The sequence below is a fragment of the Kitasatospora sp. NPDC101155 genome (assembly GCF_044768305.1).
In the GTDB taxonomy this organism is placed as follows: domain Bacteria; phylum Actinomycetota; class Actinomycetes; order Streptomycetales; family Streptomycetaceae; genus Kitasatospora.
This window is the reverse complement of sequence record NZ_JBIWPN010000038.1, coordinates 30,440-45,305: the sequence shown is the minus strand read 5'-3', so window position 1 is coordinate 45,305 and position 14,866 is coordinate 30,440. Positions and strand designations below refer to the sequence as shown.

Sequence of the window (14,866 nt, the reverse complement as noted above, 5' to 3'; positions counted from 1 at the left end):
CGTGGATGGATGAGGACGATTACCCAGCGGGAGTTCCGGAACAACTCCGCCGCGGTGATGGACGCGGTGGAGGCGGGGGAGACCTTCCACATCACCAGGAACGGGGTCGAGGTCGCGGAGCTGCGGCCGGTGTCCGGACGGCGACGGCTCACGGCGGAGGAGCTGGTGGCGCGGCACGTGAAGCTGCCACGGGTGGACTACCAGCAGCTGCGCAAGGAGGCCGAGGAGTACTTCGGGCCCGAGGAGCTGGTGGGGGACGAGGGCGACGACCCGTTCGAGCGGCGGCGTGGCTGAGCGCCGCCGGGCGCCCCGGCGGCGGCCGGCCGGGGTGCTGGACACCTGTGTGTACATCGACCTGGCGCTGCTGAACCCCGCCAACCTGCCGGCCGTGCCGGAGCTGACCGCGATCACCTTCGCCGAGCTGCAGCAGGGCGTCTCGATGGCGCGGGACCCGGTCAGCCGGGCGGCCCGGCTGGAGGTACTGGGCGCGGCGATGGCCGACTTCGACCCGCTGCCCTTCGACGCGGCCGCCGCCGCCCGCTACGGGACGCTGGTCACCCTCACCATCGCCGCCGGACGGCAGCCGCGCCCGCGTCGGATAGACCTGATGATCGCCGCCATCGCCTCGGCCCACGGGCTGCCGCTGTACACCCGCAACGTGGCGGACTTCCGGGGGCTGGGCTCGGCGGTGGAGGTCATCGGGGTGTGAGCGCGGCCGGTCCGTCGCGCTCGACCTCCTCCGCCAGGGCCGCCGCCCGGGATGTCGTGCGGCTTCCTGTCAGTTCAGCCGGACCGCCGTCCCCGTCGCCGCGGAGGCGCGGGCGGCCTCCAGGACGGTGAGGGTGGCCACCGCGTCGCGCGGGTCGACCGGGGGCGGGGTGCCGGGGACGGTCAGGGCGGCGACGATGCCGGCGTAGAAGGCGGGGTAGTCGCCCGGATCGGTGGGCAGCGAGATCGGGGACTCGTCGCTGCCCAGGGTGCCGTACTGCTCGGGCCGGTCGGCGCCCCACGGGTGGCCGCCGTCGGGGCGCCGGCCCGTCCGGAGGTCGGCCTCCTGGGGGTCCATGCCGTGCTTGACGTACCCGGCGGTGTCGCCGAGCACCCGCAGCCGGGGGCCGATCAGCGGGGTGATGGCGCTGGTCCACAGGTGCGAGCGGGTGCCGGAGGCGTGGGTGAGGGCGAGGAAGGCGTCGTCGTCCACCACCGCGCCGTCGCGGCGCACGTCGATCTCCGCGTACACCGTCTCGACCGGCCCGAACAGCGTCAGCGCCTGGTCGACCAGGTGGCTGCCCAGGTCGTACAGGGTGCCGCCGACCTCGGCCGGATCGGCCAGCTCGCGCCAGCCCGGCTTGGGCTTGGGACGGAAGCGCTCGAAGCGGGACTCGAAGCGGTGCACCCGGCCGAGCGCGCCACCGCGCACCAGTCGGCTCGCGGTGAGGAAGTCGCCGTCCCAGCGCCGGTTCTGGAAGACCGAGAGCAGGACGCCCCGGGCCTCGGCGAGTCGGCACAGCTCCAGCGCCTGGGCGGCGGTGGCGGCCAGCGGCTTGTCCACCACGGTGGCCAGGCCCGCCTGCAGGGCGGCGCGGGCGAGCGGGGCGTGGGTGCGGTTGGGGGAGGCGATGACGACCAGGTCCAGCGTGTCCGGGTCGGCGAGCAGCTGTTCGGGGGTGTCCACGGCGCGGGCGTCGGGGTGCTCGCGGCGCAGCTGCTCGCGGCGCTCGGGGTTGGCGGTGACCACGGCGTCCAGTCGCAGCCCCGGCGTGGTGGCGATGAGCGGGGCGTGGAAGGCGGAGCCGGCCAGGCCGTAGCCGATCAGGCCGACCCGCAGCGTTCGATCGGGCACGCGGTGGGAGGTCGTCTGCGGGTTCATGCGGCCCACTCAATCACGAGCCGCCCGGTTGCTCCCGGTTTCCGCCGTCCGATCGTCGCATCCCGTCCAGCGGGACGTTCTGTCCCCGGCCACCTGCGCGGATTAGGCTGTGCCGCGTCAGGGCCCCACGCAAGACGCTGCAACACTTCGGGAGACACGCACGTGGCAGACCGCAAGCCCATCGAGTCCTGGCTGACCGACATGGACGGTGTCCTCATCCACGAGGGCACGCCGATACCCGGGGCGGAGGAGTTCCTGCGCAGGCTGCGGGAGTCCGGCAAGCCCTTCCTGGTGCTCACCAACAACTCGATCTACACCCCGCGCGACCTCAGCGCCCGGCTGGCCGGGATGGGCCTGGAGGTGCCGGAGGAGTGCATCTGGACCTCCGCCCTGGCCACCGCGAAGTTCCTCAAGAGCCAGCGCCCGAACGGCACCGCGTACGTGATCGGCGAGGCGGGGCTCACCACCGCGCTCTACCAGGCCGGTTACGTCCTGACCGACAACAACCCCGACTACGTGGTCCTCGGCGAGACCCGGACCTACTCCTTCGAGGCGCTCACCAAGGCGATCCGCCTGATCAACCAGGGCGCCCGGTTCATCTGCACCAACCCGGACGAGACCGGCCCCTCCACCGAGGGCGTGCTGCCGGCCACCGGCTCGGTCGCGGCCCTGATCACCAAGGCGACCGGCGTCGAGCCGTACTTCGTCGGCAAGCCCAACCCGCTGATGATGCGCGAGGCGCTGAACACCGCCGGGGCCCACTCGGAGACCGCCGTGATGATCGGCGACCGGATGGACACCGACATCGTCGCGGGCATGGAGGCGGGCATGGAGACCGTCCTGGTGCTCACCGGGCTGACCTCCGCCTCCGACGTGGAGCGCTTCCCGTACCGGCCGACCCGGGTGGTCAAGTCGATCGCGGACCTGGTCGACCTGGTCTAGCCTCTGCGGTGCTGTCGCGAGCCCCGTTCCGGCCGAGCGCCGGGGCGGGGCGGTTTCGTTCGGTGGGGTCGCTTCGCTCGGTGACGCCGCTTCGTTGTGTGGGGCCGCCCCGTTCCGCGGGGCCGGTCGGGTTCGTGGGGTCGGGGAGGCAGGGCGCGGATGAGTACGACGGGGGACCCGGAGGAGCCGGGCGAGAAGCGGGTCACCTGGGCGGAGCTCTACTTCGACCTGGTCTTCGTCTTCGCGATCACCCAGGTCTCCGGGCTGCTGCACCACCAGCACGACGCCGGCGGCCTGATCCGGGCGCTGGTGGTGTTCGTGCCGGTGTACTGGTGCTGGGTCGGCACCACCGTGCAGGCCAACATCCGGGACGTGGACAACCAGCGCGACCGCCTGGGCATCCTGCTGGTCGGCCTGGCCGGGCTGTTCATGGCGCTCGCCATCCCCGGCGCGTACGGGCGGCGGGGCCTGCTGCTCGGCGCCGCGTACTGGCTGGCCCGGGTGGTGCTGCTGCTCCTGCTGGTCCGCCTCCCGGGCGTCTGGAGCGGCCCGTACGGCGCCGGCGTGCTGGTCAGCGGGCCGCTGCTGCTGGCCGGCGGGCTGCTGTCGGACGGGCCGCGGCTCGCGTTGTGGGCGGTGGCCGCGCTCTGCGACCTGGCCGCGCCGCTGGTGTTCCGGCGACAGCTCGCCACGGTGGCGTACCACCCGGCGCACATGCCGGAGCGGTTCGGGCTGTTCCTGCTGGTGGCGCTCGGTGAGTCGATCGTCGGGATCGGCGCCTCGGCGGCCGGGGCCCGGCTGGACGCGGCCGAACTCACCGCGGTGGCCGCCGCGTTCACCATCTCGGCGGGCCTGTGGTGGCAGTACTTCGTGTTCGCGGCGGACGCGATGCGGCACGCCGTGGAGGTCGCCGACTCGCGGCGGGACGTGGTCCGGCGGATCTTCCAGTACGGGCACCTGGCGCTGGCCGCCGGGGTGATCGGGGTCGCGGTCGGCTTCGAGGAGACCGTGGCCCACCCCCGGCAGGCGCTCGGCGCCGGGTCGGTGGCGCTGCTGTACGGCGGGTGCGGGCTGTACCTGCTGACCTTCGGCTACACGCGCTGGATGATGTTCCGTCGGGTCTCGACCACCCGGATCGTCGCCGCGGTGGTGGTGCTGGGCCTGCTGCCCGTGATGGTGCGGCTGCCGGCGTTGGTGGTGCTGGTGGCCCTGGCCGGGCTGCTGGTGCTGCTCAACGCGGTGGAGCACGCCCGGGTGGTGCGGGCGGCCGCCGTTGCCACGGCCGCCGGGGCGGCTCCTGCGGACTGAGTTGTCGGTGGGGCTGTGTAGCGTTCGGGGTGTAAGAGGGCAGGCGGCGCGGCAGCCGCGGTGTGGGAGGTAGATGTCGTGACGGACACGGTCGAGACGGGCGTGGTCGAGGCCGGCGAGGGCGGCGGGCTGGAGCTGCCCGAGTCCTGGCGCGCGGTGCTCGGCGCCGAGACGGAGAAGCCGTACTTCGCGGAGCTGGCGGCCTTCGTGGCGGCCGAGCGCGCGCAGCACCAGGTGTTCCCGCCGAGCGGCCAGGAGTTCGCCGCGCTGGAGGCCACTCCGTACGAGAAGGTCCGGGTGCTCGTCCTCGGTCAGGACCCGTACCACGACGACGGCCAGGCCCACGGCATGAGCTTCTCGGTGCTGCCCGGGACGAAGACGCCGCCCTCGCTGCGCAACATCTTCAAGGAGCTGGACGCCGACCTGGGCGTCCCCGCACCCGACAACGGCTACCTGATGCACTGGGCCGAGCAGGGTGTGCTGCTGCTCAACGCGGTGCTCACGGTCCGCGCCCACGAGGCCAACTCGCACAAGGCGAAGGGCTGGGAGAAGTTCACCGACGCGGTGATCAAGGCGGTGAGCGCGCGCGAGGAGCCGGTGGTCTTCGTGCTGTGGGGCAACTACGCCAAGAAGAAGCTGCCGCTGATCGACACCGAGAAGCACGTGGTGGTGCAGGGCGCGCACCCGTCGCCGCTGTCCGCCAAGCTGTTCTTCGGCAGCCGCCCGTTCTCGCAGATCGACGCGGCGCTGGACGGCTTCGGCGGCGAGCCGATCGACTGGCGGGTGCCGGACCTGAAGCAGGGCTGACGTCCGGCCGGGGCCGGATCGACGCAGGGCCCGGGCTCGGTGGCCGTGGGCGGACGGGATCGGATTCCCGTTCGTCCACGGCCACTTGCCGTTCACCGCTGTCGGCCGTCGGCCGGGGCCGGGTGTGCTTAGCTGGTGCCGACCGGTCGCCGGACCGGTCCAGGGGCGGGGCCGGCTCAAAGGGGCGGTACGTGCGCGGGGTGGGACGGGCGGGAACGATTCGGTGGGCCGCGCTGGGTGCGGGCCTGACGGCGCTCGTGGTCTCCGGCTGCGGTGGCTCGGACGGCGGCGCCCCGAAGGCCGCCCCCGGTGTCGTGGCGCCGAGCGTCGCGGTCCCCAGCGCGACGGCTGAACCCGGCGGCCCGGACCAGCTCCCCGGCCAGGCCTTCTACGTCTCCGACCAGACCAACGCCGCCCGGCAGGTCGCCACGCTGCGCAGCCAGGGCCGCACGGCGGAGGCCGACACCCTGCTGCGGATCGCCGGCCGGCCCTCCTCGCAGTGGCTGGGCGAACAGGGTGCCCAGCAGATCGCCGAGCAGGTCAGCCGCCGGGCCGCCGAGGCGGACCGGACGGCCGTCTTCGTCGCGTACGACATCCCGCACCGCGACTGCGGCCAGTACTCGGCCGGCGGCGCCGCCGACGCGGCCGCCTACCGCTCCTGGATCACCGGCGTCGCCCAGGCCCTCGGTGACCGCAAGGCCTGGGTCGTCCTGGAGCCGGACGCCGTCGCGCACACCCTGGACACCTGCGGGGTCAAGGGCGACCTGGCCACCGAGCGGTACGGCCTGCTGGCCTTCGCCGTCCAGGAGTTGAAGAAGCGTCCGAACGTCCGGGTCTACCTGGACGCGGGCAACCCGGGCTGGGCGCAGGACCCGGACGACCTGGCCGGCGCCCTGCGCAAGTCGGGCATCGCCGCGGCGGACGGCTTCGCGGTGAACGTCGCCAACTTCTACCCCACCGACCGGAACACGGCGTACGGCAACCGGCTCTCCGCCGCCCTGGGCGGGAAGCACTTCGTCATCGACACCAGCCGCAGCGGCAACGGCTCGCTGGGCTCCGACGCCTGGTGCAACCCGCCCGGCCGGGCGCTCGGCGAGCCGCCGACCACCGAGACCGGGCGGCCGAACGTCGACGCCTACCTGTGGATCAAGAACCCGGGGGAGTCCGACGGCGAGTGCGGCCGCGGCGAGCCCCGGGCGGGCGAGTTCTGGCTGCCGTACGCGCTGGGGCTGGCCCGGGCGGCGCGCTGAGCCGCCGCGCCGACCACCCGGGCGACCTCGTACGCGGCGAGCCGCTACCCGGTGACCAGGACCCAGCGGGCGACCGACGGGGTGCCGGCGGCGTCCGTCAGGAACAGCATGTACCAGCCGGGCGGCAGCAGATCGGGGTTGCCCGGGAGGGTGAGCGAGACCCCGTCAGCGGTGCGCCCGGTGATGTCCAGGGCCACCGAGCGCTGCTCGACGTCGGTCACGTGGGTCACCGAACTCGGCCGGATCAGCTTGGCGGTGGTCACCGCGTCCGGTCGGGAGGCGCCGACCCTGAGGGTGCCGCCGAGCTTCGCCGCCCCCGGCGCGGCCGTCACCTCCGGGCGGTCGCCGTGGTAGAGGTACGGCGGGGTGTAGATCTCGATCCGCTGCTCGAAGCCGCCGGGCTGGGTCTCGGCCTTGTCCGCGAAGAGCGGATTGGAGCCCAGCACCGCGACCCGGCCGTCCGGCAGCAGCAGTGCCTCGGAGTGGTAGTCGCGGCCGACGGTGGGCTCGGCGGCGGTCGTGAAGCTTTTGGAATCCGGGTGGTACACCTGCGCCTTGAGCAGGTCGCTCTCGCCCCGGCCGCGGTAGCCGCTGGAGCCGCCGGTGGTGAACACGGTGTCGTCGGGGAGGATCACGCTGTTGAGGTAGCGGGTGCCGCCGGCCGGCAGGTCCGGGCCCGGAGTGAAGGAGGGCTTGGCGGCCGAGAGATCGGCGATGTCGGTGCGGGCCGTGGACAGCGGGGACTCGCCCACCCCGCCGCCGCCCAGCACCATGACCTTCTGCGCCTGCGCGGGCGGCAGCAGCACCGAGGAGGAGGTCTCGGTCAGACCCGGGTCGCGCAGGCCGGGGACGGGCTGGAAGCTGTTGTTCGACAGGTCCCACACGCCGGGCTCGCGACCCTTCTCGGCAGGGCCGTAACCGGCGTTGGAGCCCGAGTAGAAGAGCTTGCCGGAGGCCGTCAGGAAGAGCGACGGGTAGGTCGGGAAGTAGCGGTCGGGGGCCTTGGCCCAGGTCTTGGTCTTCGGGTCGTAGACCTCGTTGTCGTTGCCGTTGAGGATCTCCCCGGTGTCGTCCAGCCCGGAGACGGTGACCACCCGGCCGTCGCCCAGCCCGGTCAGCGTCGGGTACCAGCGGGCGTGCGCCATGTCCGTGACCTGCTCGTAGAGCTCGGTGTCCGGGTTGAACTCGAAGGCGGAGCGGATGCCCTGGTACTCCTGCTTGTCCAGGGTCAGCTTCTCGCTCTGCCCGTACAGGTTGTGCGCGTCGGTGCCGGTCAGGCCCTTGATCCGGTACTGGGCCGGGGAGTTGGTTACGTAGTCCGGGCCCTCTCCGAGTGCCTCGACGAACACGTGCTGCTCGCCCGCGGTGACCACGGTCTGCTTGCCGGAGCCGGTCTTGGTCGCGGCGGGGACGGTCACCGGGACGGTGCTGGCGTACTCGCGGCCGTTCGGGGCGACGAAGACGGTGCCCTTGGGGAAGGTGCGGTCGCGCTCCGGGCTCTCGTTGCGCACCCGCATCACCCCGGCCGCCTTCTTCACGGTGCCGTCCAGCTTCTCGTACCGCTGGGTGCCGCCGGCCACCAGTACCCGGCCGTCCGGGAGGGAGGTGTGGCCGCCGCAGAACATGTCGGCCGGGGTGGGTATCAGCTTGTAGGTGTTCTTGGCCGGGTCCCAGAGCAGGCTCTTGAAGCTGCCCGCGTTGAACTGCTTCTCGTCGTTGCCGGAACCGGCCACGATCAGCACCTTGCCGGTGCGCAGCAGGGTGGCGTGGACGGCGTTGACCCGGAACTCGGCGGGCAGCGTCAGGGTCTGCCAGTGGCCGTACCGGGCCTTGTACTCGGGGCGGTTGATCACGTAGCTGTGGTACTGGTCGCCGGCGAAGCCGAGGACGGCCGGGGCGTTCATCCCGGCGACGGTCAGCGCGACGGTGCTGCCGAGGGCGAAGCGCTTGGCGCGGCCGGTCGTGTGGATCCTCAAGGTGGTGCTCCCCTCGGGAGGCGGGCGGGGTGGTTCAGTGGGCGGGGGTGCCGCTCTCGGCGTGGTCGGGTGCCAGGTCGTCCGGCGGGACGAGGCGGAGCGTGACCGTCGGGGTGTCGGGCGCGGCCAGGCGGAGCGTGAGCGTCGGGCTGTCGAGCGCCGTCGTCGCCTGTGCGGGTACTGCCGGTGCGGGTACTGCCTGCGCGGGTGCGGTGTGGGCGTGGCGCGGGTGGCGCTTCTCCAGGACGACCTTGGGGGTCGCCGCCGGGTCCCCGGTCACGGTGAGGGTGGCGGTGGGCCGGGTCCGGCGTCGGCGGACGGCGTCGCCGACCAGGATCAGGAGCGGCAGCAGGGTCAGGGCCAGGGCGATGCAGGCCCAGGTCCGCATCGCGACGTGGTCGTAGCCGGTGTAGTAGGAGGCGGCGACGGCGCCGCCGAAGACCAGCGTCCAGAACAGGTGGAAGCGGAAGGTGCCGAGTCGGTCGGCGCTGGCCTCACGACCCTTGGGCGTCACCACGAAGCGGCTGCGGCGGCGTACCAGCGCCTGCAGCAGCGAGGCCGCGTAGATCGGGCCGCAGAGCGCCGACATCAGCATGCCCGCGACCCCGGAGGAGCCGGCCGGCTCGTGCGGGCTCACGTTGTGCTTGCGGTTCCAGGTGTAGAGCAGGAGTTGGAGCGCGGCGGCGTCGCTGTAGAGCATCATCCAGATCTCCGAGGAGACGTGGACGCCCGAGGCGCCGAAGCCCAGGTAGAGCACGCTGGACACCCCGCCGAGCAGCCAGGTGAGCGCCGCCATCGGGTAGAAGCCCACCATCAGCGAGTAGTTGAGCAGCCGGCCGGGCGACAGCTGCCACATGACCCGCCAGTACCGGGTGAGCAGGGTCTCGTAGGTGCCGCGGCTCCAGCGCAGTTGCTGGGAGAAGAAGTCGGTCCAGGAGGACGGGCCCTCGCCCACCGCGAGCACGTCCGGGGTGTACACGGACTTCCAGCGGTCCCCGGTCTCCGGGTTCCGGCTCCGGTGGAACTCCAGACCGGTCGCCATGTCCTCGGTGATGGAGTCGTACAACCCGCCGATCGACTGGAGCGCACGGATTCTGACGGCGTTGTTGGTGCCGACGAACATCGGTGCGCCGTAACGGTTTCCGGCGCGTTGGATGAGGGCGTGGAAGAGGTACTGCTGGCTCTCGCTGAATTTGGTGACGGCCGAACCCGAGCTCCGGTAGTTCCCGTACACCTGGGGGCCGACCACGAACGCCACGTCGGGATCGCGGAAGTAGCCGAGCATGCGCTCGCAGAAGTCGGGCAGCGGAACGTGGTCGGTGTCGACGGACACCCAGAAGTCGTAGTCGTCGCCGTGCGCCTGGAGCCAGGCGTTGTAGTTGCCGTGCTTGGTCTTGGCGCGGAAGCGGCCCTTCGGCCGGTTCCAGTGCGGCCGGCCGGCGCGGCTGAAGTGGCGAACGCCCAGCTCCGTGCAGAGGGCGCGCATTGCAGGATCGTTTCCCTCGTCCAGCAGCCAGACGTCGTACGGGCCTTCGTGCCGCACGGCGCGGGCCGCGACCAGCGTGGCCCGGACCATCTCCGGCGGCTCCTTGCCCGGCACGCAGGTGGTGAGGAAGGCGACCCGGGTGCCGGACTCCGGCGTCACGGGTATCGGGTCACGGGCGACCAGGGTCGCGTGGGTGTTGGAGACGACGTTGACCAGCCGGAACACCTCGACCACGGCGATGATCCCGATCATCACCTTGTCGCCGAGCAGCACCAGGGTGCTGGTCTCGTCCGGGCGCTCCGGCCAGTGCTCCGGCAGCAGCAGCCAGACCAGCAGGATCGCCTCCAGCAGCGGGGCGGCCACCAGCAGCAGGGCGGCCCGGATCCGGTGCGGCTCGTGGCGTAACAGGCTGCGGTACTGGATGCGGTAAGGGGCGGCTGTTCCCGCGGGTCGCCCGGTGCTGCCCGGTTCCGGCCGGTAGACACCGCCGCCGAGCTCCCGGTCCTCGCCCGGATCGACCGCCGGGCCGGCGAGGCGGCTGAAGTGGCCGTAGTCGTACGGTGCTTCGGGCGCCGGTACGGCGCGCAGGACCACCTCGTCCAGCTGCTCGGCGGCCCGGTCGTAACCGTTCGGACCGCCGGCGCCTCGATCGCCGGCGCCTCGACTGCTTGCGCCCCGGCTGCGCCCGTGGCGGGCTGTTCCGTCGCCCTTTCGCCGCGAGAACGGCGTGGTCATAACTGCTCCCCCCGGAGTATTGCGCCTTGCTTTGCTGTGCTCGGCGTTGCTGCGCCTCGCCCCGAAGTCACCCGGGAAGAACACGGCCCGGCGAACCGCCGTCCATCCGGCGGTTCCCGGGCCGTCCAGCACGTGACCTCCAGTACCTGGAGTGTGTGCGACCGGTTGAGTTGTGGGGCGGCGTGGCGGCTTCGAATGCTGGATCCCGGTGCACTACCCAGCTTCCCCTCCGGGTATGCGGGATCCTTGGCTCGCTCAACTCTCCCGGAGGGCAACGGTGAACGCAACCGATCGGAGGAATGACCACCGCGCAAGCGTGAAGATACTACGGTTCCCGGCCACTGCGGCTTGCGATGGTGCTAGTGCGGCGAATTCGGCACCGGTGCGGCCCCGCACCCGCTCCCCGGCGGCCCGGCCGGACACCGACGACGACGGCCGGCGGGGCGCGAACACCCGTCGGCCGTACCGGCCTCGGCCCGGCACCGACTGCTCCGCGCTCCGGCGGGTCAGCCCGCCGCGCCCAGGAAGCCGTCCCAGCCACCGGCCGGAGCCTGACCGACGTTGAGGGTGCGCAACTTGCGCAGAGTGGACTGGTCCTGCGCCTCCAGCCACTCGACCAACTGCTTGAAGGAGACCAGCCGGACCTCGGGCTTGCCCGCGACGGCCTTGAGGGTCTCTTCGACGGCGTCCATGTAGATGCCGCCGTTCCACTGCTCGAAGTGGTTGCCGATGAAGAACGGCGCGCGGTTGCTGTTGTACGCGCGCTCGAAGCCCGCCAGATAGGAGTTGGTGGCCTGGGTGCGCCACTCGTCGTACTTACCGGGGTCGCCCTTGGTGCTGCCGGCGGACTGGTTGGCCAGGATGTTGTAGTCCATCGACAGGACCTGGAAGGTGTGCCCGGGGAAGGGTATGGACTGCAGCGGGAAGTCCCAGACCTTTCCGTCCTGCACCTTCTGCGGCCATATCTGCAGACCGCCCGCGGAGCTGGCGTCGTACTTCCAGCCCAGCTTGGCGATGGTCGGCAGCAGCGCCTTCTGGCCCTCCAGACAGGGGGTGCGGCCGCCGATGAGCTCCTTCTTGTAGTCGAAGGGGAGCGGGTCGACGTCGGTGAAGCCGGTGTTGGTCCGCCACTGGGTGACGAAGGCGATCGCCTGGTCGATCTCGCTCTGCCAGTCCTCCGGGGTCCACATGTTGACCCCGTTCTTGTCCGGACGGCTGGAGCAGAAGTGCCCGTTGAAGTGGGTGCCGATCTCGTGCCCGGCCAGCCAGGCCTGGCTGACGAGCTTGAGGGTGCTCTTCACCGCACCGTCCGACAGGTACGGGATGTCGGAGGCGCCGACCGCGTGCTTCGGCGGGTGGTACAGCTGGGACTTGCCCTTGGGCAGGGCGTATATCCCGGAGAGGAAGAAGGTCATGGTGGCCTTGTACTGCTCCGCCAGCTTCAGGAAGCGGGGGAACTGGCCGTCGTCGGTGCCGCCCGCGCCGTCCCAGGAGAACACCACGAACTGCGGCGGCCGCTCGCCCGGCTTGAGCTTCTCGGCCTTGGGCTGGTTCGGCTGCGGGCCGGTGTCCGCGTTGGACCCGTCACCGATCGGGGTGCCCTTGGGGACCACGGCCTGGGTCGGGTCGGAGGTGCCGGTCTTGGCGTCGCCGTTGTTGCTGCCGGAGGAAGGGGAGGAGGAGTTCTGCCCTGACCCGGATCCGCCGCTGGAACAGGCGGCGACCGCGCCGAGGGCTGCGGTCGCGGCGGTAGCACTGAGCACCGTCCTGCGCGAGATGCTGGTCATGGTCTCCCCTGGGTGCCGATGCCGGTGGTGAGGGCGGCCGCGGGCCGCACCGGTCAAATCAGGCAATTGATGAATATTCCGCCGTTAGCATGTCATGTCCCACGGCAGCCACCAAGGGTCGCCGAGCTCCCGACGACAGTCAACACGCCGGGCGCACCCGGCTGGGCTGCAGGGATCGGTCATCTGTTGCGGTCCTGTGACGCATCGCACTGCGCGATGTCAGGGGAGTACGGTACCGCCGCTCCGTCGGCCGGTCAGAGCGCGGCCAGCCGCCGGTTGCGGCGAACTATTCGCGCGATCGCGGTGCTGATGGCGGTGGCCGCCGCGCAGGAGACCGCCAGACTCAGCCAGGCCGTGTTGAACCAGTGGCTGTTCAGCCAACCCAGCGTCACGATGTAGGCGGCCCAGACCAGCGCGGCCAGCGCCGACCAGTGCAGGAAGCGGTGCGGATGAGCGGGGGAGTGACCGATGGCCAGGTCCAGGACGGTCCGCCCGGCCGGAACGAAGCGGGCGACCACCACCATCGCGGCCGCCCCGCCGCGCGGGCGCTCGATCAGGGACTGCTGGACCCGGGCCACGCTGGCCGCCAGCTTCGGGCGCCGGGCGAGCCGGCGCTGAAGCACCGGGGCGCCGCGTCGGGCGAGGTGGAGCAGCAGGACGTCGCCCAGGAACGAGGCCACCGCCACGCCGAGGGCGAGCAGCACCGGGGCGCCGCTGACCTGCTCCGTCTTGAGCACGGCCAGGATGACCAGCGTCCCGCTCGGGATGAAGGGGAGGAGGGCGTCGCCGAGCACGGCGAACAGCGCCAGGGCGCAGATCCACGAGGATCCGATCGCCGCCACGAAGTTCAAGGCCCTTACTCCCTCCACGCCGCCCGGGGGAGCAGGTGGCTGCTTACGGCCAACGCTAGCGCCTCGACTTTTCATGCCATGAAGCACCCCGGTATGCGGAGGATCACGGCAGGTGCTGTCGGCGCGGGCGTCGGCGAAGCGGCGGCGGGCCGTCGTCGGTGTCGAGGCAGTGCTCCCGGGAGAGGGCGGGCCGGGGGCAGAGGCGGCCGGGCGGAGCGGCCGGAAACGGCACGAGCCCCCGGGGCGGGGTGCCGCGCCGGGGGCTCGCAGGGATCGTTCGGCGCTGGTCCAGCCCGGCGATCTTGCTGGCGGAACGCGGATCCCGTTGGGTGACCCGCTCCTGATCACCAGCCTGCCGGATGCCGGTCGCGGATCGCGAGCCCCGGGGCCGGCGGCTTCCGTTCCTGGCGTGAAGTCGCCATCCGTGTCCGATCGCCGGCTCTCTGCCGATCGAGCGGTCGGTCGGCCGTGCGGGGTGGTACCGGGCGGAACGGTCGAACCGCACCCGGATCGGGCGGGCCCGCTGGGAACAGCGAGCCGGGAAGCGTGGTTGACCCCGGTCGGCAGGAGCGACCGCCGGGCCGTCCGCGACCCGTGCGGCCGCCCAGGACGGCCGGCTCGGAGTGCAGCCGGATCAAGAACAGCCAGGAGGGCGGACGGCATGACCACCGAGGACCAGCAGGAGCACGGAACCGAGCCGCCGATCGGCGCGGCGATCCGCGGCAGCGCCCGCGGCACGGCACCCGCCCCGCTCTCGATCCTCGACCTGGCCACCGTCGGCGTCGGCCACACGCCCGCCGAAGCCCTGGCCGCCACCACCGAGTTGGCCCGCCGGGCCGAGCAGTGGGGGTACCACCGCTTCTGGGTGGCCGAGCACCACGGCATGCCCGGGGTGGCCAGCTCGACCCCGGCCGTCCTGCTCGCCCACCTCAGTGCCAACACCACCACGCTGCGGCTCGGCTCGGGCGGGGTCATGCTCCCCAACCACGCCCCGTTGACCATCGCCGAGCAGTTCGGCCTGCTGGAGGCCCTGCACCCCGGACGGATCGACCTCGGGCTCGGCCGTGCCCCCGGCACCGACCCGGCCACCGCCCGGGCGCTGCGCCGTGGCCTCGCCGAGGGCGCGGACGACTTCCCGCAGCAGCTCGCCGAGCTGACCCACTTCCTCGACGGCGACTTCCCGGCCGGCCACCCGTACGCGCGGCTGACCGCCGTCCCCAAGGGCGAGGGCCGCCCGCCGATCTGGCTGCTCGGCTCCTCCGGTTTCAGTGCCCAGCTGGCGGGCCGGCTCGGCCTCCCGTTCGCCTTCGCCCACCACTTCAGCAGCGCCAACACCATCCCGGCCCTGGACCTGTACCGGACGTCCTTCCGCCCCTCCGACGTGCTCACCGAGCCGTACGCGCTGATCGGCGTGGGCGCCGTCGCCGCCGACGACGAGCCCACCGCCCGCCGTCTCGCCCGCTCCGCCGCGCTCGGCATGCTCCGGCTCCGGCGCGGCAACCCCGGCCCGATCCCGACCCCGGAGGAGGCCGAGGAGTACCCGTACAGCCCGGTCGAGGAGGACTTCGTCGACAGCTGGCTCGACAACGTGGTGCTGGGCGACCCGGGGCAGGTCGCGGACGGCCTGGAGGCCCTGCGCAAGCGGACCGGGGTGAACGAGTTGATGGTCACCTCGCACATCCACGGCCACGAGGCCCGGCTCCGCTCCTACGGCCTGATCGCCGAGGCGTACGGCCTGACGGCAACGGCCTGACGGCAACGGCCTGACGGCAGACCGCCTGACGGCAGACCGCCTGATGGCAGCAGCTTGACGGCAGCAGCCTGACGGCAACCTCCTTGCCGCACCCCGCCCCG

12 protein-coding genes are annotated in these 14,866 nt (G+C 72.3%); 7 read left to right on the top strand and 5 right to left on the bottom strand.

Going from position 1 to position 14,866, the window contains the following annotated elements:
* Window positions 1-9 precede the first annotated feature (9 nt).
* A complete protein-coding gene (locus ACIRYZ_RS35530) occupies window positions 10-294 on the top strand; it encodes a type II toxin-antitoxin system Phd/YefM family antitoxin (protein WP_402952333.1) in 285 nt (94 codons plus the stop codon).
* Window positions 287-709, top strand: coding sequence for a type II toxin-antitoxin system VapC family toxin (locus tag ACIRYZ_RS35525; RefSeq protein ID WP_402952332.1), 423 nt, complete (start codon window positions 287-289; stop codon window positions 707-709). The genes ACIRYZ_RS35530 and ACIRYZ_RS35525 overlap by 8 nt, the downstream gene beginning before the upstream one ends.
* Before the next feature lie 69 nt (window positions 710-778).
* On the opposite strand, the gene ACIRYZ_RS35520 is transcribed toward ACIRYZ_RS35525, so the two are convergent.
* On the bottom strand, window positions 779-1,870 hold the full coding sequence (locus tag ACIRYZ_RS35520; RefSeq protein ID WP_402952330.1) for a Gfo/Idh/MocA family oxidoreductase: 1,092 nt from the start codon (window positions 1,868-1,870) through the stop codon (window positions 779-781).
* A 162-nt stretch (window positions 1,871-2,032) separates the two neighbouring features.
* Here ACIRYZ_RS35520 and ACIRYZ_RS35515 point away from each other — a divergent pair, with 162 nt between their 5' ends.
* The 4 genes from ACIRYZ_RS35515 (at window position 2,033) to ACIRYZ_RS35500 (ending at window position 6,177) form a co-directional block, all read left to right on the top strand.
* Window positions 2,033-2,812, top strand: a complete 780-nt coding sequence (locus ACIRYZ_RS35515; RefSeq protein ID WP_402952329.1) for an HAD-IIA family hydrolase — start codon at window positions 2,033-2,035, stop codon at window positions 2,810-2,812.
* A 159-nt stretch (window positions 2,813-2,971) separates the two neighbouring features.
* Window positions 2,972-4,120, top strand: coding sequence for a low temperature requirement protein A (locus ACIRYZ_RS35510; RefSeq protein ID WP_402952327.1), 1,149 nt, complete (start codon window positions 2,972-2,974; stop codon window positions 4,118-4,120).
* A gap of 78 nt (window positions 4,121-4,198) precedes the next feature.
* Window positions 4,199-4,927 carry a uracil-DNA glycosylase gene (locus ACIRYZ_RS35505; RefSeq protein ID WP_402952325.1) on the top strand — a complete coding sequence of 243 codons (729 nt, stop codon included), beginning with the start codon at window positions 4,199-4,201 and terminating at the stop codon, window positions 4,925-4,927.
* Between the two features lie 191 nt (window positions 4,928-5,118).
* Window positions 5,119-6,177: a glycoside hydrolase family 6 protein gene (locus ACIRYZ_RS35500; RefSeq protein WP_402952323.1), complete on the top strand. Its 1,059-nt coding sequence runs from the start codon at window positions 5,119-5,121 to the stop codon at window positions 6,175-6,177.
* Window positions 6,178-6,221: 44 nt separating this feature from the next.
* Here the strand turns inward: ACIRYZ_RS35500 and ACIRYZ_RS35495 are convergent, their stop codons facing one another.
* The 4 genes from ACIRYZ_RS35495 to ACIRYZ_RS35480 form a co-directional block, all read right to left on the bottom strand.
* Window positions 6,222-8,153, bottom strand: coding sequence for a galactose oxidase-like domain-containing protein (locus ACIRYZ_RS35495; protein ID WP_402952320.1), 1,932 nt, complete (start codon window positions 8,151-8,153; stop codon window positions 6,222-6,224).
* A 34-nt stretch (window positions 8,154-8,187) separates the two neighbouring features.
* The gene (locus ACIRYZ_RS35490; protein WP_402952318.1) at window positions 8,188-10,374 is read right to left on the bottom strand and encodes a glycosyltransferase family 2 protein; all 2,187 of its coding nucleotides are present in this window, start codon (window positions 10,372-10,374) and stop codon (window positions 8,188-8,190) included.
* Window positions 10,375-10,880: 506 nt separating this feature from the next.
* A complete protein-coding gene (locus tag ACIRYZ_RS35485; protein ID WP_402952316.1) occupies window positions 10,881-12,161 on the bottom strand; it encodes a hypothetical protein in 1,281 nt (426 codons plus the stop codon).
* A gap of 254 nt (window positions 12,162-12,415) precedes the next feature.
* Window positions 12,416-13,003 (bottom strand): DedA family protein, encoded by a 588-nt coding sequence (locus tag ACIRYZ_RS35480; protein ID WP_393037159.1) that lies wholly within the window; start codon window positions 13,001-13,003, stop codon window positions 12,416-12,418.
* A gap of 670 nt (window positions 13,004-13,673) precedes the next feature.
* On the opposite strand from ACIRYZ_RS35480, the gene ACIRYZ_RS35475 reads away from it, so the two are divergent.
* Window positions 13,674-14,765, top strand: a complete 1,092-nt coding sequence (locus ACIRYZ_RS35475) for an LLM class flavin-dependent oxidoreductase (RefSeq protein WP_402952315.1) — start codon at window positions 13,674-13,676, stop codon at window positions 14,763-14,765.
* The last annotated feature ends 101 nt before the right edge of the window (window positions 14,766-14,866 follow it).